The 22,420-nt window shown below is 61.7% G+C and carries 17 protein-coding genes; 10 read left to right on the top strand and 7 right to left on the bottom strand.

Annotation, left to right across the window (positions count from 1 at the left end; translation table 11 throughout):
* The coding region (locus tag NZ740_02625; GenBank protein MCS6770904.1) for an EF-P lysine aminoacylase GenX at positions 1-856 on the top strand (856 nt) is incomplete at its 5' end.
* A 50-nt stretch (positions 857-906) separates the two neighbouring features.
* Here NZ740_02625 and lpdA read toward each other — a convergent pair.
* The 5 genes from lpdA to NZ740_02600 form a co-directional block, all read right to left on the bottom strand.
* On the bottom strand, positions 907-2,325 hold the full coding sequence (gene lpdA / locus NZ740_02620) for a dihydrolipoyl dehydrogenase (GenBank protein MCS6770903.1): 1,419 nt from the start codon (positions 2,323-2,325) through the stop codon (positions 907-909).
* 49 nt (positions 2,326-2,374) lie between these two features.
* The gene (gene odhB, locus NZ740_02615) at positions 2,375-3,796 is read right to left on the bottom strand and encodes a 2-oxoglutarate dehydrogenase complex dihydrolipoyllysine-residue succinyltransferase (protein MCS6770902.1); all 1,422 of its coding nucleotides are present in this window, start codon (positions 3,794-3,796) and stop codon (positions 2,375-2,377) included.
* A complete protein-coding gene (locus tag NZ740_02610; protein ID MCS6770901.1) occupies positions 3,796-6,687 on the bottom strand; it encodes a 2-oxoglutarate dehydrogenase E1 component in 2,892 nt (963 codons plus the stop codon). Before NZ740_02610 ends, odhB begins: the two co-directional genes overlap by 1 nt.
* Before the next feature lie 293 nt (positions 6,688-6,980).
* Complete coding sequence (locus NZ740_02605; GenBank protein ID MCS6770900.1) at positions 6,981-7,829, bottom strand: PEP-CTERM sorting domain-containing protein; 849 nt, start codon at positions 7,827-7,829, stop codon at positions 6,981-6,983.
* A gap of 182 nt (positions 7,830-8,011) precedes the next feature.
* On the bottom strand, positions 8,012-10,486 hold the full coding sequence (locus NZ740_02600) for an FAD-dependent oxidoreductase (protein MCS6770899.1): 2,475 nt from the start codon (positions 10,484-10,486) through the stop codon (positions 8,012-8,014).
* A 133-nt stretch (positions 10,487-10,619) separates the two neighbouring features.
* On the opposite strand from NZ740_02600, the gene NZ740_02595 reads away from it, so the two are divergent.
* The 8 genes from NZ740_02595 (at position 10,620) to NZ740_02560 (ending at position 18,620) form a co-directional block, all read left to right on the top strand.
* Positions 10,620-11,465, top strand: a complete 846-nt coding sequence (locus NZ740_02595) for a dienelactone hydrolase family protein (GenBank protein MCS6770898.1) — start codon at positions 10,620-10,622, stop codon at positions 11,463-11,465.
* Between the two features lie 56 nt (positions 11,466-11,521).
* On the top strand, positions 11,522-11,950 hold the full coding sequence (gene rplM, locus NZ740_02590; GenBank protein MCS6770897.1) for a 50S ribosomal protein L13: 429 nt from the start codon (positions 11,522-11,524) through the stop codon (positions 11,948-11,950).
* 13 nt (positions 11,951-11,963) lie between these two features.
* Positions 11,964-12,362, top strand: coding sequence for a 30S ribosomal protein S9 (gene rpsI / locus NZ740_02585; protein MCS6770896.1), 399 nt, complete (start codon positions 11,964-11,966; stop codon positions 12,360-12,362).
* Positions 12,363-12,422: 60 nt separating this feature from the next.
* Entirely contained in the window at positions 12,423-13,661 is a 1,239-nt protein-coding gene (argJ, locus tag NZ740_02580; protein ID MCS6770895.1) for a bifunctional glutamate N-acetyltransferase/amino-acid acetyltransferase ArgJ, read from the top strand.
* Positions 13,662-13,927: 266 nt separating this feature from the next.
* Positions 13,928-14,803, top strand: a complete 876-nt coding sequence (gene argB / locus NZ740_02575; GenBank protein ID MCS6770894.1) for an acetylglutamate kinase — start codon at positions 13,928-13,930, stop codon at positions 14,801-14,803.
* Between the two features lie 87 nt (positions 14,804-14,890).
* A complete protein-coding gene (locus NZ740_02570) occupies positions 14,891-16,069 on the top strand; it encodes an aspartate aminotransferase family protein (GenBank protein MCS6770893.1) in 1,179 nt (392 codons plus the stop codon).
* 62 nt (positions 16,070-16,131) lie between these two features.
* Positions 16,132-17,304, top strand: coding sequence for a glutamate 5-kinase (gene proB / locus NZ740_02565; protein ID MCS6770892.1), 1,173 nt, complete (start codon positions 16,132-16,134; stop codon positions 17,302-17,304).
* 59 nt (positions 17,305-17,363) lie between these two features.
* Positions 17,364-18,620: a glutamate-5-semialdehyde dehydrogenase gene (locus tag NZ740_02560; protein ID MCS6770891.1), complete on the top strand. Its 1,257-nt coding sequence runs from the start codon at positions 17,364-17,366 to the stop codon at positions 18,618-18,620.
* Here the strand turns inward: NZ740_02560 and NZ740_02555 are convergent.
* Together NZ740_02555 and lhgO are read right to left on the bottom strand one after the other, a co-directional pair.
* Positions 18,589-19,776: a KamA family radical SAM protein gene (locus NZ740_02555; GenBank protein ID MCS6770890.1), complete on the bottom strand. Its 1,188-nt coding sequence runs from the start codon at positions 19,774-19,776 to the stop codon at positions 18,589-18,591. The genes NZ740_02560 and NZ740_02555 overlap by 32 nt on opposite strands.
* On the bottom strand, positions 19,773-21,017 hold the full coding sequence (gene lhgO, locus NZ740_02550) for an L-2-hydroxyglutarate oxidase (protein ID MCS6770889.1): 1,245 nt from the start codon (positions 21,015-21,017) through the stop codon (positions 19,773-19,775). The genes NZ740_02555 and lhgO overlap by 4 nt, the downstream gene beginning before the upstream one ends.
* 132 nt (positions 21,018-21,149) lie before the next feature.
* Between lhgO and NZ740_02545 the strand changes: the two genes are divergently transcribed.
* The gene (locus NZ740_02545) at positions 21,150-22,400 is read left to right on the top strand and encodes a serine/threonine protein kinase (protein ID MCS6770888.1); all 1,251 of its coding nucleotides are present in this window, start codon (positions 21,150-21,152) and stop codon (positions 22,398-22,400) included.
* Positions 22,401-22,420: the final 20 nt, after the last annotated feature.

The raw sequence follows: 22,420 nt of genomic DNA, 5'->3' as shown, positions 1-22,420 counted from the left end.
GTTTTTTCACGCCCGAGGCTTTCTCGAGGTCGAAACCCCGATCCGAATACGCGCACCGGCCCTTGAGCCTCATATCGACGCCGAGCCGTCGGGCGACCGCTGGCTGAGGACGTCACCTGAGCTTCACATGAAGCGTCTGCTCGCGGGAGGCTTATCGGCGATTTTCCAAATCGGGCCCTGTTTCCGACGGGGGGAGCGCGGCGGCCGCCACCACCCGGAATTCACGATGCTGGAATGGTATCGTGCGGGCGCCGACTACCTAGGGATTTTGGAGGACACGATGGCCCTGATCAAGTATTGGGCCGCGTCGTTGCCAGACCGGACTGATCCGTCGGGCCCCCGGTTGGTTTACCAAAACCAGCCGATCGACCTTGGCGCACCCTGGTTCCGCATCTCCGTACGCGATGCCTTTCTGCGATGGGCGGAATGGGACCCTGTTGCCTCTTGGGATGAAGACCGGTTCAATCTCGATCTCGTCGAAAAGGTCGAGCCAGCCCTGCCGAGGAATGTGCCCGCTGTGTTGATGGATTACCCGGCGCCCGCCGCGGCGCTCGCGCGGCGAAAGCCGGGCGATCCCTCCGTCGCGGAGCGCTGGGAGCTGTACATCGGCGGGCTCGAGCTGGCGAACGCCTATTCGGAACTCACCGATCCGCAGGAACAACGGCTACGATTCGAGGATGCCGCCCGCATCCGACGCGCGCGGGGTCGAGAGGTCTATCCGATCGACGAGGATTTTCTCGCTGCTTTGGCTCGCATGCCGCCCAGCGGCGGCATCGCGCTGGGATTCGATCGGATTGTGATGCTGTTCGCCGACGCGGCATCCATCGACGAGGTCGTCGCCTTTCCTCCCGACTGAAAGCGGCGCGAGCCATCCGTCTTCGGGCCGGAGCCCTGACGCGCATGGCATCAGATATGCAAGGCGCGGCCGTCCGCCGCGAGGGCCGCTTCGTGCAGGCTTTCCGAGATCGACGGGTGGGCGTGGACGATGCGCTGGAGGTCTTCGGTGCTCGCCGCAAATTCCATCAGCACCACCGCCTCCATAATAAGTTCCGAAGCGGCCGGGGCGAACATATGGACGCCGAGGATCCGGTCGGTCTTGGCGTCGGAAATGATCTTCACCAGCCCGGTGGAAACGGCCATCGCCTTGGCGCGTCCGCTGGCGGACAAGGGGAACACGCCGGTCTTGTAGGGCCGCGCCGCTTGCTTGAGTTGGCGCTCGGTCTTGCCCACCCAGGCGATTTCCGGCGAAGTGTAGATGACCCATGGAATAACGTCGTAATTGATCTTCGCCTCCTCGCCGGCGAGCCGCTCGGCGACCATGACCCCCTCTTCGGAGCCTTTGTGCGCGAGCATGGGCCCGCGGACGACATCGCCGATGGCGAAGATGTTGGGGATATTTGTGCGGCAATGGTCGTCCACATGAATGAAGCCGCGTTCGTCGATCAGCAGTCCGATTCCCTCGGCGTTGAGCTTTTCCGTGTTAGGACGGCGCCCCACGGCGACAACCAACTTGTCGCATTCCAACTCATGGGAGCCCTTACTGTCCTCGTACTGGACGGTGACTTTCCGCTTGCCTGCCTTGCCCGACAGTACGCGCGCGCCCAAACGGATGTCGAGCCCTTGCCGTTCGAACTCCTTGTGAGCGGCCTGCGCAATTTGATCGTCGACCATCGGCAGGAATGTGTCCATGGCCTCGAGCAGAACCACATTCGATCCGAGCCGTTTCCAGACGGAGCCAAGCTCCAGCCCGATCACGCCGGCGCCGATGATCACCAGATTGGGGGGCACATCCTTGAATTCGAGCGCGCCGGAGGAATCGACGATCAGATTTCCGTCCACCGGCACGTGGGGCAGCTCCCGGGGCACCGAGCCGGTGGCGATGATGATGTAGCGTGCCTCGATAGTTTCGATCTCTCCGCCGCCGGAGGGAGCCACTTGAACAGTCGTCGAGGACGCGAGGCGCGCGGAGCCTGGAATCCAGGTGATGTTGTTCTTTTTGAAAAGGTATTGGACCCCCTGGGTGAGGGTTTGGACGATCTTGTCCTTCCGCTCGATCATCGCGGCAACGTCGAACGAAAGTCCCTTGAAGCGCACGCCGTGGCTTTCAAGGGCGTGTCGCGCCTGTTCATATTGCTCGGATGACTCGAGGAGGGCCTTGGACGGAATACAGCCGACGTTGAGACAGGTACCTCCAAGGGCGGGTCGCCCATCCTTGCCGATCCATTTGTCGACCACGGCGGTGGCAAAGCCGAGCTGCGCGCAGCGGATCGCCGCGACGTAGCCCGCGGGACCGGCGCCGATGACAATAACATCGAATTTTCTCATAAATCCCCTCCGTTCTGGGAAATGCCGCGCGGAGCGAGTCCGCGCCGCCTCAAATCTGAAGCAGCAACCGCGCCGGGTCCTCGATGGCTTCCTTGATCGCGACGAGGAACAGCACAGCTTCCCGACCGTCGATGATGCGATGGTCGTAGGACAGTGCCACGAACATCATGGGGCGGATCACCACCTGCCCGTTTTCCGCAACCGGTCGCTCCTGGATGCGATGAAGACCGAGGATGCCGCTCTGCGGCGGATTGAGGATCGGGGTGCTCAACAGGGAACCGAAAACACCGCCGTTCGAAATGGTGAACGTGCCGCCGCTCAACTCCTCGATGGTCAATTTACCCTCACGGGCGCGCGCGCTGAAATCGTTGATCTGGCGCTCGATGTCCGCCATCGACAGCCTCTCCGCATTGCGCAGCACTGGAACCACTAGCCCGCGCGGCGAACTGACCGCGATGCCGATGTCGAAATATTGGTGATAGACGATTTCGTCGCCCTCGACGGAGGCATTGATGATTGGGTATCGGGCAAGGGCCTCTACCGCGGCCTTCACGAAGAACGACATGAAACCAAGTTTCACGCCGTGCTCCTTCTCGAAGGCTTCCTTGTAACGCGCGCGCAGGTCCACGACTGCCTGCATGTTGATTTCATTGAACGTGGTCAGGATCGCCGCCGTGCGCTGTGCCTGAACCAGCCGCTCCGCCACGCGCTGGCGGAGCCGGCTCATTTTTACGCGCGCGATCGGGCGATCCGCCGACGGAACCGGCCCGGCGGCCTCGGCGGGCGCTGACCCCGTGGACGCGGGCGTCTCCGCGGGGGGCGGCGCGGCAGGGACTCCGCTGCCGAAAGCGCGGGACAAGTGCGGCGAATGCTCCAAATGGCGGAGGACGTCAGCCTTGGTGATCCGGCCGCCCTTGCCATGGCCTGCAATTTCCGCGGGATTGAGCTTGTGCTCTTTGATCAACCGCCGCACAGCGGGGCTGAATTCCTCCTCTGGAATGTCGAACGGCCATTCCTTGTCCGAGGAAGGCGTCTCCAGGGTAGGCGTTTCCGGACTGGGTGCCGCGGGGGTGGACGCGGGGACGGGAGCGGGTATCGGCGTAGGACTGGCGGGCTCCATCGTCGGCGAGGGCCGCGATCCATCTCCCGACGGAGGGGGCATCGTTGGCGTTGCCGCCGGCTCGAAGGCGGATGTTGAAGGCGCGCCGCTACGCATCGTGCCGGGTTCGGCGGCCGTGTCGACGCTTCCGATCCGCTGCTCGCCCTTGACGGTTGCACCCTCTGGCTGGGCCACTTCAACGAGAACTCCGTCGGCGGGCGCCGTCACCTCAATGACAATCTTGTCGGTTTCGATATCTGCGATTTTCTCACCCGATTTGACTATATCGCCGGCCTTTTTGTGCCAACGCGACAGGGTGCCCTCGGAAACGGACTCGGGGAATTTCGGGACCTTCACTTCGACGGCGGCCATCAGGTTTTTCCTCCTGCAACGGCGGGTTCGGACACGGCAAGCAGGTGCGGTTGCGCGGTGAGCAGGGTCGTTTCCTCGCCGGGACGCGGCGCGAGAGCTGCGTCGACGAGCTTGCGCTGGCGTTCGAGATGCTTGTTGTAATCGCCGCCCGCGGGGGCCGCCATCGGGATTCGGCCCGCATAATGGAGTGTCTGGCCGGGCAACATCGCAAGGCGGATCGGGTCTTGAATCAGGTACCAGGCACCCTGGTTTTGAGGCTCTTCCTGCACCCAGTAGACCTGGCGGGCGCGCGGATATCTTTGAATTTCACGGATCAAATCATCCAGCGGAAAAGGATACAACTGTTCGATCCGCACGATCGCAATATCCTGAATGCGCCGCTCGCGCCGGGCTTCGAGAAGGTCCCAGTACACCTTGCCCGTGCAGAGGCAGATGCGGCGGACATCCGAGGGCTTTATGGGATCAATCTCCCCAATGACGGGATCGAAGCGGCCAAAAGCGAGGTCCTCGAGCGTGGAAAAGGTGATCTTGCGCCGGAGCATGCTCTTCGGCGTCATGATGATCAGCGGCTTTCGATAGGGCCGAAGCATCTGCCGGCGCAGCAGGTGGAACATCTGCTCAGGCGTGCTGGGGTAACAAACCTGAATGTTGTCCTGCGCACACAATTGCAGGAAGCGCTCGAGCCTTGCCGAGGTGTGCTCGGGCCCCTGCCCCTCCCAGCCGTGAGGCAGCATCAGGGTCAAGCCGCTGAGGAGGCCCCACTTCTGTTCGGCCGCCACGATGAACTGGTCGATGACCACCTGCGCCCCGTTGGCAAAGTCGCCGAACTGCGCCTCCCAGATGACTAAGGCGTTTGGGGATGCCGCGCTGTAACCATATTCGAATCCCAGTACCGCCTCTTCAGAAAGGATGGAATCGATCACCGTGAACGGCGCCTGGTTTTCCGAGAGGTGCTGGAGCGGAATGTATTCATCGCCGTTTCGCTGGTTGTGCAGGACCGCGTGGCGGTGGAAGAAGGTGCCTCGCCCGCTGTCCTGCCCGGAAAGCCGAACAGGGTATCCTTCGACCAGGAGGGTCGCATAGGCCATGATCTCGGCAAATCCCCAATCGATAGGGAGCGCACCCGAGGCCATCTTGAGTCGATCGTCGATGATCTTGGCGACGCGTGGATGCAGTTCGAACTCCTCGGGCAACTCGTTCATCCGCTGGCCGAGCTGCCGAATCCGCGCCGCCGGGACGGCCGTCTGGTAATCGTCCGTCCATTTCGCCTCACGGAATTTCGCCCAATTAACGCGATACTTGTTTTTCCGGCCCAGAACGATGTTGGGCGCCACCTGCCGTCCTGCCTCGAGCGCTTCCCGATACTCCTGCACCATCCGCTCAGCGTCGGCCGGCTGGATGATTCCCTGTCGGATCAGATGTTCGGCGTACACCTGGCGAGTGGTCGGATGCTTGCGAATTTTCTTGTACATCATCGGCTGGGTAGCGGCCGGCTCGTCCGCCTCGTTGTGGCCATGCCGGCGATAACAGACCAGGTCGATAATCACGTCCCGGTGGAACTCCATCCGGAATTGCACAGCCAACTGAACAATAAACGCAACCGCTTCGGGATCATCGCCGTTGACGTGGAAAATGGGGGCCTGGATCACCTTACCCACGTCCGTGCAGTACAACGCGGATCGCGCATCCAGCGGATGGCTCGTGGTGAACCCGATCCGGTTGTTTACCACGATATGGATTGTGCCACCGGTGCCGTATCCGCGGGTCTGCGAAAGGTTCATGGTCTCGTAGACGACGCCCTGGCCCGCAAAGGCCGCGTCGCCGTGGATCAGCACGCCCATTACCTTCGTGCGCGTGGAATCCTGGCGCTGGTCCTGCCGCGCGCGGACGGAGCCGCAAGTAACCGGATCAATAATTTCGAGGTGCGACGGATTAAACCCGAGGGCCAGATGCACCACGCCGCCGGGCGTCTGAACATCTGAAGAGAAGCCTTGGTGGTATTTGACGTCGCCGGTGTAATTGCCCTTCCACTTGTGCTTGCCTTCAAACTCCTCAAACAGCTCCTTGGGCGACTTACCCATGATGTTGACGAGGACGTTGAGGCGTCCGCGGTGGGCCATCCCGATCACGATCTCTTCCACGCCGTGTGTTCCCGCCCGTTGAATCAGTTCGTCCAGCGCCGTGATTAGCGATTCGCCGCCCTCGAGGGAGAATCTCTTCTGGCCCGAATATTTGGCGTGCAGATATTGCTCGAGCCCTTCGGCCGCCGTGATGCGCTCCAGAAGTCGTATCTTGAAATCCGCCGGATAATCGGGGTTGGTCCGCGTGCTCTCGAGCCGGGACTGGAGCCAGCGCTGCTCGTTCACGTCCACGATATGCATGAACTCGGCGCCGATGTGCTCGGTGTAGGTCTCGCGGAGCATCTCGATGATGTCGCGAAGCTTCATCTCCGCGCGACCGCCGAGATTGCCCGTGTTGAAGACCAGGTCGTAATCCGCTTCCCGCAACCCATGGAACGCCGGATCCAGGTCGGGTATATTCGGCAACCCGCGCAAATTAATCGGATCGACCTGTGCGCGATAATGGCCAAGAAGCCGGTATGCGTGAATCAATCTGAGCACCGCCGCCTGCTTGCGCGCCATGTCCGAACCGCCGGGAGGTGAAGCCGCCGGCGCGGCCCCCACGGGAACCGTCCTCAACCGCGCGCGGTCCAACATTCGGCGCCGAATTTCCTCTTCGGTCGGACTCTCCGCTGAGATGGCCTCGCGCCCATCCATCGCGGCAAAATAGGTCCGCCACGCCGGGGGCACGGAATTGGGATCCCTGAGAAAATCACGAAAAAGTTCTTCAACAAATGGCGTATTTGCAGCGTCTGGCACCGGAATGTTCATCGCAGGTACTCGAATGGATGGCAATTGATCACTAATAGAGTATGCCGGAATACGCCACGGCTTCAAGACTCATCCGATCTGGTGGGAGATGGGGCGGAGCCGCTCGAATACCTCACTTCGGTAATCCCCGGTCCAGGGGACTCTCTCAACCGGGAAGGCGTCGCTCAGGGTGAATGCAACATCATGGATCGGGGCCGCATCCAACAAAAGATTGGCGCGACATCGCCTTCACCTGAAAACAAGAAGCCCCGCGTTTGGCGGGGCTTCTTTTCAAGGGGATGAGTTCAACCCAATCAGGAACGGCGGCGCATAAATCGCACCGCGCCAACCAAAATCCCAACAGCCGCGAGTGCCACCGTAGAGGGCTCTGGCACTATGGACATGCTGTTGATGTATAAATTGAAAGCAGGCCCACCCACGGGGCCACCTGCATTCTGATTATACGCAAGAAATCCCGCGGCAGGAGCAGTAAGCGTACCTGACCAAGTAAAGCTGTTTCCGTCCCGCCTCGTAAGTTTTGCTGTGTAGTCGGTTGGGGTGGATCCGATGGTCACGGTAAAATTTAAACCTTCATCGCCGAATGGCACCGTCGTCGTGCCACTTGAGTTATAGTCGGTCCACCAATAATTTAACAATCCTCCGGTGAAGCCAACTGTCAACACCTCTTGTCCCATAGAATCGATGAGGGAAATGCTGATGTAGTTGGGGTCTCGCCCACCAGACGGCTCGATATACCCATTATCAAAGTCCACCGAGAAAACTTGGCCAGGCTCGAGATGACTAGGCGAGCCGGTAAAGTAACGACGTGCACTCGCAATGCTTCCACCGCTTGCATACAAACCCCATGAAACGGGTAGCATGACGCCCGTATCGATATCCGAATCGCTTGGGTTTCCACCGATGTTTCCGTTATCGAAACCATCTCCGTTCTGTGTCGAGTTCCAGACAAAAAAACCAAAAGTAGGACCTGCTCCCGATAACTGCCACGCGCCAAACCCTACGCCGCCATTCATACCATTCGTCCAGCTTGGCACCGGAACTGTGTAAATTGAATCGCTCGCGTCGTCTTGGGCATTATTGGCAGCACGTGCGGCCAAACTACCGCAAACACAGAATACTAGAATAAATGTAACTAGTCTCATATCACATTCCTCGGAATTTTTAAATAATGATACAGCGGCTTCCAATCCTTGTAAATATCTTTTGATATTACAAACGCATCCCGAGGAACGTCGCTCAGAGTCCGCTACTTGCTTGATTCGCCCTTATCCCCTCTCCTCAGCCTCCAGGCGAGTCCACCGCTTGCGTCAAAAATCTAGATCGGTCATCCGATAAATAGCGTCGCTCTCGATTCCGATGACTCCCCAATGAACATCCCAACGCCCCCGAGTTCGACGCCGTCAATCAGTTCTTCCCGTCGGATCCCCATGACATCCATCGACATTGTGCAGGCAACCAGTTTTACGCCCGAAACCCTTGCCTGTTCCATCAACTGAGACAGGCTGTGGACATTCTTTTTCGCCATGACGTGTTTCATCATGGCTGTGCCCAGTCCGAGCATGTTCATCTTGGATAGCTTCAGTTCATCCACACCCCGCGGCATCATCAGCCCAAACATCCGATCCAGCGCGCCCTTTTTTAGGGGGGGCGACTGGCTCTTCCGCAATATGTTCAGCCCCCAGAAGGTGAAGAACATCGTGACCTCCATGCCCATGGCGCGAGCGCCATTCGCGATCACAAAGGCGGCGAGCGCCTTGTCGAGATCGTCGCTGAAGACCACCATCGCCTGCTTTCTCGGCAACGCGGCCGTCGCGCTCGTTGCGGACGCCTTCGGCGCCCCTTTGCGAATCCGGGCGCGAACGACCGGCCCCTCCGCACGGATCTCAACCAACTCGTGGCCGTTTGCGCGGCACCACGCCGGACCGTCGGCCAGAAAGCCGGGGTCGGAGACGGTCACGTCCAGCTCGTCGCCGGGTGCGAGCGGCTGGATCGCGGCATTTAGCTTCAGCACTGGTCCAGGGCACTGCAACCCGGAGCAATCGACAGAAAACACTCTCCCCGTCAAGGCTTGCGGTGGCGGCGGCGCGGAGGCTTTGGCGGACAAAGCGGGCTCCACATAATGTTCTTCCGCCCTGCGCATTTCGGAATCATCGAGGGAACCTCGGTGCCAGGCGCGGAAGGTATCGAACCCGCCTGCTAGCGTGCGGACGTGGAAGCCGCGCTGGCGCAGCGCGCGGGAAGCGAGATAGCTCCGAAATCCGACCTTGCAATACACATAGATAGGTTTGGTCCGCGGCAACTCTACTGCACGAGACCGCAATTCCGGTAGGGGAATATTTATTGCACCCGGGACATGGCCCAGCTCGTATTCCGAAGGGCTCCGAACATCGAGAATAACTCCGTCACCCGTTTTCTCCGGAAACTCCTCCGGATACCAAAGGTCCAGATCGCCGCGCAGGACGTTCGACGCGACAAACCCGACCATATTGACCGGATCTTTGGCCGAACCAAACTGCGGCGCATAGGCAAGCTCCAGGTGCTCGAGGTCGAAGACCGTCAAGCCGGCCTGCATCGCGGTCGCCAGTACGTCGAGCCGCTTATCGACGCCCTCAAATCCGACAACTTGCGCCCCCAGAATCTTTCCTGTTTCCGGCGCGAACAGCACCTTGATGTGCATCGGCGCCGCGCCCGGGTAATAGCCCGCATGATGGCCAGGGTGGATGTACACCTTGCGATACGGAATTTTTTGGCGCTTCAGCGTCTTTTCGTTAGCGCCTGCACTGCCAGCGGCCATATCGAACACCTTCACGATGGAGGTGCCGATTGCACCGATCCACTTTGTCGGTCGGCCGGCGAGATTGTCAGCAATCACGCGTCCCTGCCGATTGGCGGGCCCCGCCAGCGGGATCAGCCATGAGCCGCCCAAAATGCGGTGCGGCGTCTCCACCGCATCGCCGGCAGCGTAGATGTCTGGGTCGGAGGTGCGCAGATACTCATCGACTCTGATGCCTCCGTGCGGCCCGAGTTCAAGCCCGGCTGCGCGGGCCAGCTCGACATCGGGACGCACGCCCGCTGACAACATGACAAAATCCGACTCGATCGTGGTACCATTATGAAGTTCCGTCCGCACCCGACCGCCGCCGGCATCCCGGAACGCCGCGGCCGCGGTGCCCAGATGAAGCCGGACGCCGTGCGCGCGCATATGCTCCTCGAGCGGCCACGCCATCTCCGGGTCGATTGGCGGCAACACTTGGGGCAGCATTTCGACGAGATCCACTTCCAATCCCCGCGCCTTCAGGCTCTCGGCCATCTCGACCCCGATGTAGCCGCCCCCGATAATCACCGCGGATTTTGCGCCCGCGTCGACCTTGGCCTTGATCGCGTCGGTATCGGGGACATTCCGCAACACCAAAATGGAGGGGTGATCGATTCCGGGCAGTGTCGGCCGCAAGGGTAGCGCCCCGGGACATAAGACGAGTTTGTCATACGATTCATGGTAAACCCGCCCGCTCGTGGTCTCCCGAACTTCCACGCGCCGGGTCTTGCGGTCGATCGCCAGAACCTCATGGCCTGTTCGGACGTCCAGATCCAGCGATGCCTTCAAGGAGGCCGGCGTCTGCAAGAGAAGCTGGCTTCGCTCCCGGATGATACCCCCTATATAGTAGGGCAGCCCGCAGTTGGCAAAGGACACATACGGGCTCCGCTCGAGCACCACGATCTGCGCTTGCTCATCCAGCCTGCGCAGACGCGCCGCGGCCGACATTCCGGCCGCCACTCCACCCACGATCAGAACCTTCATGGATCTCTCCTTCACTTCAGCGGGCGCCGGCGCGCGGGGCATGCGCGAACCAATAACGGGCATATCACTACATGTACATTCTGCCGTTGAACCGCCCGCTCTTTGAAATCATACTTTCTATTAGAGGTGTTTCATGGACCGATGGTTCCCATTTTTTGCGATCTTTATGACTGCGTTCGCGTCGCTCGCGGCGCAACTTGAGGAGCGCGAGGTCGAATATTCCGATGGCTCATCGACGCTTCGGGGGTTTTTGGCCTATGACGCGTCCCGCGAAGGGCTCCGCCCCGGCGTCCTTGTGGTGCACGAGTGGTGGGGCCTCAACGAATATGCTCGAAGCCGCGCACGTGAACTTGCGAAGGAAGGGTATGTGGCGTTGGCCGTGGATATGTACGGCGATGGCAAAACCGCAGCCCATCCAAATGAGGCGGGCGCCTTCGCATCGGAAGTGCTGAAAAACAAGCGGACCGCCGTCTCGCGATTCCGCGCCGCCCGGGCTTTTCTCGAACAGCAAACCGTGACGGATCCCGCCCGGATCGCGGCCATCGGCTACTGCTTCGGGGGAGCGGTGGTGCTCCATATGGCCCGAATCGGCGAAGACCTCAAAGCCGCGGCCTCCTTCCACGGCAGCCTCGCCACGGACACGCCGGCGCGAGCGGGTGAAGTGCGCGCACGCGTGCTGGTCTATCACGGAGGCGCCGACCCGCTCATCCCGCAACGAGACCTCGAAGCCTTTGAACGGGAGATGCGACAGGCCGGCGCGGACTACCGGTTGACCGTCTACCCCGGCGCCAAACACAGCTTCACTGTTCCAGATGCCGATGCGAAAGCTGCCGAATTCGGCCTGCCCATTGCCTATGATCCGGCGGCCGACGCTGCCTCGTGGGCCGATCTGCTCGCCCATCTGCGGGAGGTCTTCGGCATCGGAACCTCCGCAGCCGAAAATCCGGCCCCGTCGGAAAATCCTGCGCCGGGCGGTTGACAGACGGACACCGACTCTGTTAGCTTCCTCGGCTTTGCTTATTGGACAACCCCTGCATGAAATCTACAGCCGTTCATCCGAAAGACGTGGTTCGGAAGTGGTACGTCGTGGACGCCGCGGATAAACCGGCGGGCCGCCTCGCTGTCCGGATCGCCGAGGTCTTGAGGGGCAAGGACCAGCCAACCTTCACCCCCCACGTGGACATGGGCAACTTCGTGGTCGTCGTCAACGCCGAGAAGGTCAAACTGACGGGCTCCAAAGAAGATCAGAAAATTTACAAAAATTATTCCGGCTACCCGAGCGGCCTCAAGCTCCGGCCGGCCCGCGTGATCCGCTCGACGCATCCTGAGCGCATCATCATGCAGGCCGTCAAGGGAATGCTTCCGAAAAACAAGCTGGCACGAATTTACATGACTCGGTTGCGCGTTTACGCCGGGGACAAACATCCGCACGCAGCGCAAAAACCCGAGCCGCTCGTTGTCTGAGGGAGGTCTGCTCGTGGCACATAAACCCAACGAATACTCCGCAACGGGACGCCGCAAAACCTCCGTCGCGCGCGTCCGCATTCGGCAGGGCGAGGGCAAACTCACAGTAAATGGTCGCGACGCGGCCGAGTATTTTCCGGTCGAATCCCTGCGCAGTCAGATCGACCAGCCGTTCAAAGTCACGGGAACCGAGCGTAAATTCGATGTCGTCGCTTCTGTCCGCGGCGGAGGGCTAAGCGGGCAGGCAGGGGCCATCCGGCTGGGCATCGCGCGCGCCCTCACCCTCGTGGACATTAACCTGCGCCCCGCCCTAAAGGAAGCCGGCCTGCTCACGCGGGATCCTCGCATGAAGGAACGCAAGAAGAGCGGCCAGCCTGGCGCCCGCAAACGGTTCCAGTTTTCCAAGCGCTAAATCAAGCTTGCTCCATTTGGCTAAAGCCCCGTATGTCTCCCGCATACGGGGCTTTCTTGCATGGCGAAATTGAACCTCGAACTGATCGATGATGTCGTGCTCCCGCAGGGCTTTCGCGGGGCCGGCATCGCCGCCGGCATCAAGCGGAGCGGCAAACGGGATCTGATGTTGGTTGTCTCCGACCGGCCGTGCGCGTGCGCCGGCGTATTCACCACCAATCAAGTCAAGGCGGCTCCGGTCAAGCTCGACCAAGCCATCGTTCGGCGAGGCCGCGCACGCGCAATCATCGCGAACAGCGGAAATGCCAATGCATGTACCGGCGCGCAAGGCCTTCGCGACGCGACGGCGATGGCCTCTCTGACGGCCTCTCTGCTCGGGATCCCCGCCGGCGAAGTCCTCGTCTGCTCCACAGGCGCCATCGGCAAACCGCTGCCGATGAACACCATCTCCGCCGGCATTCGGTCGATCGTGCCGTGCCTATCCGCAGACGGAGGCCGCGACGCCGCCGAGGCGATCATGACGACCGATACTCGAAAAAAAACGGCCACCGTCCGACTGGTCATCGATAATAAACCCGTCGTGCTCACGGCTTTCGCGAAGGGCGCTGGCATGATCGAGCCCCACATGGCCACGATGCTCGGGTTCTTCTTCACCGATGCGGCGGTGGAGCGGCGCGCGTTGCAGCGCGCGCTCAAGTCCGCGGTGGACAAGTCGTTCAACCGAATTACGGTGGACGGCGACATGTCCACCAACGACACGTGCCTGCTGCTCGCTAATGGCGCGGCGGGGAATCGCGCGCTGTCGCCGAACCATCGCGCGTGGGGCGCTTTCGTCGAGGCGTTGGACGCGGTCGCGCTGAATCTCGCCAAACGCATCGCGCGCGACGGCGAAGGCGCGACCAAACTCATCACCGTGCGCGTCGAAGGGGCGCGGAACGACCGCGAGGCGGATGCCGCCGCGCGCGCCGTGGCGAATTCGCTGCTCGTGAAGACCTGCTGGCACGGCGATTACCCGAACTGGGGGCGCATCATGGACGCCATCGGCTATTCCGCGGCAAAGGTGAACCCGTCGAACGTGGACATTTACTACGACGACCTCGCCGCGGTCCGGCGCGGCGTCGCGGCGAAGACGCCGCTGGACGCGCTCAGCCGAGTCCAGCAGCAGGAGGAGTTCACCGTGACCATTCGCCTGCATATGGGCCGTGGCCGCGCCCACGTGTACACGTGCGACATTTCCGAGGAATACGTCGGCATCAACGTCGATTACATCAAAATGCCCGACGGCCGCGAGCCGACCTGATTTGCAAACATGGCCGCACCCGCGACCCAGGTCCCGACATGACACCGGCAATGCCCGCTGGCGACTCAGGACGAATCGCCGCTGGTTCCCGAAAACTTCTTCGAGAAACGCGCTTCGAGCCGGCGGCCGGCGGTCCAGGCGCGTCCGATGTGCGCGACAGTCGCCCACGCGATTCGCTGCGCGACCCCGGGGAGCAGCGACTTCCGGATTGCGCGAAGGGGGTCGAATACCTCACGTTGGGCGCCGTATAGGACAGGTAAGCGAACATGCAATCCATGATCGAAAAGGCGAATGTCCTCATTGAGGCGCTGCCCTACATCCAAAAATTTCGCGGCGAGATCGTCGTTGTCAAAGTCGGCGGCTCGACGATGGAAGAAAAAGCCGGCGTCGAAAAAGTCCTCACCGATATCGCCTTCATGGCGTGCGTCGGTCTGCGGCCCGTCGTCGTGCATGGCGGCGGCAAGGCCATTTCACGGGCGATGAAGGAGCAGGGGCTGCCCGCCCAATTCGTAAAGGGCCTGCGCGTCACGGACGAGGCCGCCATCGAAATCGTCGAGCGCGTGCTCAACCGCGAGGTGAACCCAGAACTGGTCCAGACCCTGGAAAAGCTCGGCTGCACTGCGCGCGGCATTCACGGGGAGGACATCCTCACCGTCGTCAAACATACGGAGATCGACCCGCAAACCGGCGAGACGCTCGACTGGGGCTACGTCGGCGATGTCGTCGAAGTGGATGACGAGCCGATCCTTGCCTATCTGCATTCACACATCGTGCCCGTCATCACCCCGCTCGGCCGCGGTGAGGATGGAAAACTGTACAACATCAACGCAGACGACGCCGCCTCCGCGATCGCGCAAACCTTGAAAGCCCGTAAATTGGTGTATCTTTCCGATGTGCCGGGGCTGCTGCGCGATCCGGAAGACCGATCCACGCTGATCTCCACGCTCAAATGCGCCGATGTGGACAAGCTCATTGCGCAGGGCGTGATCAGCGGCGGAATGATTCCGAAGGTGCAGGGCGCGGTGAAAGCGATCAAGGCCGGCGTTCGTAAGGTCCACTTCATCGACGCCGCCCTGCCGCATTCGCTGCTCTTGGAGCTCTTCACCGACAAAGGCGTCGGGACGGAAATCGTCAGGAAGTAGCCGGCCGAAATTTCCATGCCCTGTAAAAAATTTTTTTGCGGCTTCCATGGTCTGTAATTTCCACACGATGTAAACCTTCTCCGTCGCATGGACCCCGTTGCGCTTCACAAGCAGTACATCGTCAACACGTACTCGCCGAATCTTGTGCTCACGCGGGGCAGCGGCTGCCGCGTTTGGGACGCCGAGGGCCGCGAATATCTCGATTTTTTGGGCGGGATCGCCGTGATTCAGGTGGGCCATTGCCATCCGCGGCTCGTCGAAGCGATCCAGCGACAGGCGGCGCGGCTGATGCACGTTTCGAACCTGTATTACAACGAAAATGCACCGCGTCTGGCGGCCAAACTCGTCGAAAAATTTGGCGCGCCGGGCCGAGTGTTTTTCTGCAATTCGGGCGCCGAGGCGAATGAAGGCTTGATCAAGCTGGCGCGACTTTGGGGCTCAGCGAGTGGCCGCCACGAAATCATCACGATGCGCAACTCGTTCCACGGCCGAACCCTCGCCGCGATCACCGCGACGGGCCAGACCAAATACCAAAAGGGGTTCGAGCCGCTGCCGCCGGGCTTCGTGTACGCGGAGTACAACAACCTCGCGTCCGTCCGATCGGCGGTCAACGAGAAAACTGTCGCGATCCTCGTCGAGGCCGTGCAGGGCGAAGGCGGAATCGTGCCGGCCACGGCGGAATTCATGCAGGGACTGCGCGCGCTTTGCGATGAATTCAACCTGCTGCTTTTTTGCGACGAAGTCCAATGCGGCATGGGGCGCACCGGCCACTGGTTCGGGTTCCAGGCCTATGGCGTCCAGGCAGACGGCTGCTCGCTCGCCAAAGGGCTGGGCGGCGGCCTTCCGATCGGGGCGTTCATCGCTGGCCCCAAGGTCGCCGAGGTGTTTCAACCCGGCCACCACGCGAGCACGTTTGGCGGGAATCCCGTCGCGTGCGCAGCCGCTCTGGCGGTGATCCAGATCATCGAGGATGAGCGTTTGCTTGAAAACGCGGCGCAGCTCGGCGAATTCATGATGCGCGAGCTGCGCGCGCTGGCCGCGCAATTTCCATGGATGCGCGATGTGCGTGGAAAGGGGCTGATGATCGGCCTTGTGCTCGATCACCCCGCCAAGGCCTTCGAGAAAGCCCTCCTGGCCAATGGCCTCATCACCATCGCCACGGCGGAACACGTGATCCGCATGCTGCCGCCGTTGAACATCACGAGGGATGATGCCCTTGCGGCACTGCGGATCATTGCGGAGACGGCCCGAAATTATTCGCCGTAGACGCGGCGCCCAGCCCCGCGGTTTTTTACAGCGGCCGCGATTTTTGATAAGAATGCCCGCCCATGCATGACGCCAAAGAGGCTCGGACCCGGCTCGCTCACGCGAGGCGAATCGTCGTGAAAATCGGCAGCCGCGTGCTCGTCCAGCGCACGGGTCGGCCCGATGTCCGCCGGATGCGGGAGCTGGTGCGACAAATCGCTGGCCTGCATAAGGCAGGCCGCGACGTCGTTGTCGTGTCCTCCGGCGCAATCGGCAGCGGCATCGAGGCGCTAGGTTGGCGGAAGCGGCCAACTTCCTTGAAATTGCTGCAGATGGCGGCCGCCGTAGGGCAGTCCCGCCTGATGGCCCGTTATGACGAGCTCTTCGGCGCACATGATATCCGGATCGGCCAGCTCTTGCTGACCCACGAGGATCTTCGCCACCGGACCCGGCACCTCAACGCGCACGAGACCATGCAGACACTGTTGGAGCATCGTGTCGTGCCGATTGTGAATGAGAACGACGTCGTTGCGGTCGATGAAATCAAATTCGGCGACAATGACCTGCTTGCAGCGCTGACCGCCTTGCTCGTTCAGGCGGACGCCTTGGTGCTGCTGACGACGGTCGACGGGTTCCGCGCGCCCGTCACGGCCGGGCGAACGCGACGCGTTCCCGTTCTGGCGGGGGTGAGCGAGAAGGAGCTTTCGATGGCCCTCGGCAAGGGCAGCCAGTTGTCCACCGGCGGGATGGCGAGCAAACTGCAATCCGCCGGTATGGTAGCGGAAAACGGGATCCCGGTGGTCATCGCAAACGGCCGCAGCGACGGAGTACTTGAACGTCTGATTCGTGGAGAGGACGTTGGGACGATCATCCTCCCCTCCTCGGATCCCAATCCGCTCTCGCGACGCGAGCGGTGGATCGCGCTGTTCCACCGGCCGAAGGGCTCACTGGTGGTGGACGACGGCGCTCGCGAGGCGGTAGAAACCCGCGGGAAGAGCCTGCTGCCGGTCGGCATCCGCGCGGTCGAGGGGAATTTTGACGCGGGGGCGGTCGTCAACCTCAAGGCGGGGGATGGCTCGATTTTCGGGCGGGGTCTCAGTAATTTTTCGAGCACGGAAATTCGGTTGATGAAAGGGAAACGGTCGGACGAATTGGAGGCCGTGCTGGGCGCGTCAGAGTCGCCGGTGGTGGTACATCGCGATAACATGGTTTTCCGCAAAAAGGAAGCCCCCGCGACCGTGGGGGCCGGAAACTGATCCAAAGGGCCCGCCGGGAAACCTAACCGGCGGAGCTGCCCGAGAAGGGATGGTGCCGTATGACGCTTCATGAACAGATGGTGGAGATGGGACGCCGCGCCATTTCGGCGGCACGGAAACTCGCGCAACTTTCCTGCAAAAAGAAGAACGCCATCCTCGAAGCGATGGCCGAGGAGTTGGACGCGCGTCGCGCCGAAATCAAGGCGGCGAACGAGCGGGATATGGAGGCCGGCCGAGCCGCTGGCCTTTCCGCCGCGATGCTCGACCGGCTTCTGCTCACCGACAGTCGGATCGACGCGATGATCAAGGGCATCCGTGATGTCGTGGGCCTCAAGGACCCCGTCGGCCAGGTGATCAGCAAATGGATGCGCCCCAACGGGCTGGAGATCCGCAAGGTCCGCGTGCCGATCGGCGTCATCGCCATCATTTACGAATCCCGTCCGAACGTCACGGTGGATTCCGCGATTTTGTGCATCAAGACGGGCAACGCCGTTATTCTGCGGGGCGGCAAGGAGGCCGTTCATTCCAACAAGGCTCTAGCCGACGCTCTCCAGGCGGGCGGCGCCTCGAAGGGCCTGCCGGAATACGCCATTCAACTGGTCGGCACGACGGATCGCGAAGCGATCCGCGAGCTGGTCCAACTGGAAGGGATGGTGGACCTGGCGATTCCGCGCGGTGGCGAGGGCCTGATTCGGGCGGTCGCCGAGCACGCGCGGGTGCCGGTGATCAAACACTACAAGGGAATTTGTTACGTCTATGTGCACGAATCGGCGGACCGGGAGATGGCCCTCAAGGTTGTTGAAAACGCGAAGTGCCAGCGCCCCGGGGTTTGCAACGCCGCCGAACACGTCCTCATCGATGCCTCGATCGCGCGCGAGTTCCTGCCGGCGCTTGTTGAGATGCTGCGCGCGCGCAAGGTCGAACTCCGCGGCGACGAAGCTGCGCGAGCCATTGTTCCGGACCTGAAGCCCGCAACGGACGCCGATTGGGACACCGAATACCTCGACCTGATCATGGGCGTCAAAATCGTCCAAGGGCTGGACGAGGCGATCGACTTTATCAACGCGCATGGGTCGCACCACTCCGACGCAATCCTGGCGAGCGACCCCGCTGCCCAGCGCGAATTCACGGATCGCGTCGATTCAGCGGCGGTCTATGTGAACGCGTCCACGCGCTTCACCGACGGCGGCGAGTTTGGGATGGGCGCGGAAATCGGAATCAGCACCGACAAACTACACGCCCGCGGGCCGATGGGGTTGGAGGAGCTGACAACGTATAAGTACATCATCCACGGCTCGGGCCAGGTTCGAACCTGACCGGCAGTTCCCCCGTTTCGGGAGCCGCGCCTGGGTCGTAGTAGCGGTAGAGGGCACCGGCATGGTTGCGGATGACGAGGTCGGCGCCCTGCCGGCCCACGACATACGAGGGAGTCAGCGGCACCTTCCCCCCGCCACCGGGGGCGTCCACCATGTAGGTCGGCACGGCATAGCCCGACGTGTGGCCGTGCAGGGCGCGGATGATCTCGAGGCCTGCCTGAATCGGCGTGCGGAATTGCATCGACCCGACAATCGCATCGCACTGATGCAGGTAGTACGGGCGAACCCGCATGCGGAGCTGGCCCTGGCAGAGACGCCGCATCGTCTCAGGATCGTCGTTGATTCCCTTCAGCAGGACCATCTGACCGCCCAACGGGATTCCCGCGTCGGCCAGCCGCTCACAGGCGCGAGCGGTTTCCGGCGTCAGTTCCTCGGGGTGGATGAAGTGGATGCTGATGAACAGGGGGTGAAACCGCCTCAGCGTACGGCAGAGGGCAGGGGTGATCCGCATCGGCAAGACCGCCGGCACCTTGGTCCCGATCCGGATGATCTCCACATGACGGATGGCGCGCAGGCGCTCGAGCAGCCAGGCTAGCCGTTCGTCGGACAGGATCAGCGGATCGCCTCCCGAAAGGAGGACATCGCGTACTTCCGCATGCGCACGAATATAGGCGAGGGCCTCCTCCCACATCGCCGCATTCGGGATGAAGGTTCCCTGCCCGACAAGCCGAGACCGCATGCAATATCGGCAATACGTCGCGCAAAAGTCGGTGACAAGAAAAAGGACTTTGTCGGGATAGGTGTGAATGAGGCCCGGCGCGACTCGATGCCTTTCCTCGCCGAGAGGGTCGTCATATTCGCCAGGGTACCGCTGGAATTCCGCAAGCGAGGGTATTTTCGTCCGGCGCAGCGGATGGGCGGGATCGACCGGGTCAATCAGGCTCGCATAGTACGGCGTGATTCCTAGCGGCAGGCGATTCAGCCTCCGGACGGCCTCTCTCTCCTCTTCGGTCAGGCGGAAGATGCGCTCAAGTCCTTCGAGGTCCGTGATCCGGTGCCGCAACTGCCAACGCCAATCGTTCCAATCGGTGAGTGTGGCGGAAGGGTAAAAGCGCCGGCGGAATGCGGCGCGGCGCCGGCTGGTCGTCAAGTTCATGTTGGATTCTGCACCGCTGCGCGAATCGGACCTCCCGTCTCGCGGCCGCGCCCGAGGTGGCGCAGGACCATTTCCGCAACAGTCATGCCGATGCTCAGCGAGGATGTCGCTGCCGGCGACGGGGCGTTGAGCACATGGACCATGCGCTCCGCCTCCACGATGTGGAAATCGTCGACGAGTCGGCCATCGGGCGCTACGGCCTGCGCGCGGACCCCCGCGCCAGCGGGGACGAGGTGCTCCTCGCGGATCTCCGGCATGAGCCGCTGCAGCGCCCGGACAAATGCTTTCTTGCTAAAGGATCGGTGGAACTCGCCGAGGCCGGTGCGCCAATATCGGCCCGCCATGCGCCAGAATCCGCCGTAGGTGGCGAGGTCCACGCTGTCGCGCAAGGAAACATCCAGTCTGCGGTAGCCTTCGCGCTTGAACGCGAGCACGGCGTTCGGTCCCGCCTCAACTTTACCGTTGATCATCCGCGTGAAATGGACGCCCAAAAATGGGAACCGTGGATCAGGAACGGGATAGATCAGGTTGCGGACAAGTTGTCGTTGGTCGGGGACCAGCTCGTAATATTCGCCGCGAAAAGGGACGATCTGCACGCCGGGATCAACGCCGCACAGCCGCGCGACACGGTCCGATTGCAAACCGCCGCAGTTCACCAGCACATCCGCCCGGATCGGTCCCTGTGTAGTTTCCGCCACCAGCCGGCCGTCCGCCCGCTTGGCGCCCAGAAATCGGCAGCGCGTTCGCACCTCGGACCCCTGCTCCAGAATCAGCTCGGCCATCTTGATCGCCACCGCGCGGAAGTCAACGATGCCGGTCTGAGGAATGAACAATGCCGCAACGCCCGCGGCGTGTGGTTCGATCTCCCGGAGTTCTTCGGGCCCCAGCCTTCGAATCCCATCGAGCCCATTCGCTCGGCCGCGCCGCTCAAGCTCCTCGAGCGCGGGGAGTTCGGCCGAGTCAACGGCGACGACCACCTTGCCGCACCGCTCATGCGGTATGCCGTATTCCGCGCAGAAACGGTACATGGCCTCCCGGCCCCTGGTGCAGTTCTGCGCCTTCAGCGAACCAGGCTTGTAGTAAAGGCCGGAGTGTATCACTCCGCTGTTGTGACCCGTCTGGTGGGCGGCCAGCTCGGATTCGGCCTCGGCGACCACCACGCGGAGTCCCGGCCTAGCGGCAAGCGCCAATCCGGTTGCCAACCCCACGATGCCGCCGCCAATAATCAAAACTGCAGGCATGTTGGAGGGTGAAAACGCTTCAGCACTGTAGCTCAATCCGTCGGTACGTCCAGCGCTCAATCGTCCGCGGAAGCCGCCCGGCGGCCGGACAAATCGATTGCGAAACCTGTCGTTCGCCATAAACTTCCCGCGATGGATCCCGACGAAGAGAACGAGAGAATGGTGCCGATTCACGAGGCGGAAACGGCAGTGGACAGCTTCGTTCTCCACGCGGAAACGCGACCGGAGACTAGCTCGGCGCCGGGGGCGGAGCCCACCCAGCCGATGGCGCAGCCCTCCGGCAAGGGGATGTCGCAATTGGTCTCGAATTACCGCGCCATTGTTCAGGCGCGCGCGATCTACTACCCCGTCGCCTACCGGTTCACGAAGGAACTCGGCCGCGGAAGGCAGGGGATCGTGTTCCTTGGCTTGCGGCAGGGCGCCCGAGGCTGCATTACCCGACATGCGATCAAGGTCTTTGATCCGGGGATTTACCCGAACGCAAAAAAATATTGGACCGACATGGGCCGAATTGCGGCCCAAACCTCAAAACTTCAGCTTGTCAAAAGCCCCAATTTGGTCGCCCCGGACATTTACGAGGAGTACAACGGGATCGGATACGTCCAAATGGAGCGTGTCGACGGCGTGGGGCTGCGCTACCTGCTGGACGGGCAGCATCTGGCCCGCGCCCGCCGGAACAGCACGGACCAAGAGTGGAATACCTTCACCGACGTGATCTTCCGCCTCGAGCGGAACCGCATCGCGATCCAGCCGGGCGTGGCCATTTACATCATGCGACGCGTGTTGCGCGGCCTCGAAACGCTGCACGACCTCGGGTTCGTCCATTGTGACGTCAAACCTTCGAACATCATGATCGACCGTCTCGGCTACGTAAAACTGATCGATTACGGTCGCGCGAACACGGTCAATGAGAAGCTTTCTTTCCTGCTCGGTACACCGCTGTTCATGGCACCCGAGATGCACCGCCGGGAGACGGCGCTCCCCCAATCGGATATTTATGCGGTGGGGCTGGTCGGTCTCGAAATGCTGCGCGGGCAACCGTTGCTTGACGCCACGACGACGTCGGAAGCGGACATGCTGAATTACAAAATGTCGCTTTGTGATCGCCTCCCCGACCTGCTCCCGGAATACGTCCGGCGCAATGCGGAATTTGTGGATGTGATGCGCCGATTTCTGAACCCCGACCCCCGCAAGCGATTTGCAACGGCTCAGGAAGCGGAATCGGGCCCGAGGGGCCTCATTCTCGTTCACAAGCAGCTTGCGTTGGCCGGGCAAGATACAGAATATGGGCGCGAATTAGAGGGATATTTGGCCAAGTTGGTCGATCCCCGTACGGGTCAGGTGGAAACGGAAGAGACCATGGCCGTCCCTGGAGAGACATAACGCGGTAAGAGAAGGAAAAC

It is taken from the genome of Kiritimatiellia bacterium (genome assembly GCA_025054615.1).
Lineage (GTDB): Bacteria > Verrucomicrobiota > Kiritimatiellia > CAIVKH01 > CAIVKH01 > JANWZO01.
This window is presented reverse-complemented; position numbering and strand designations above follow the sequence as displayed.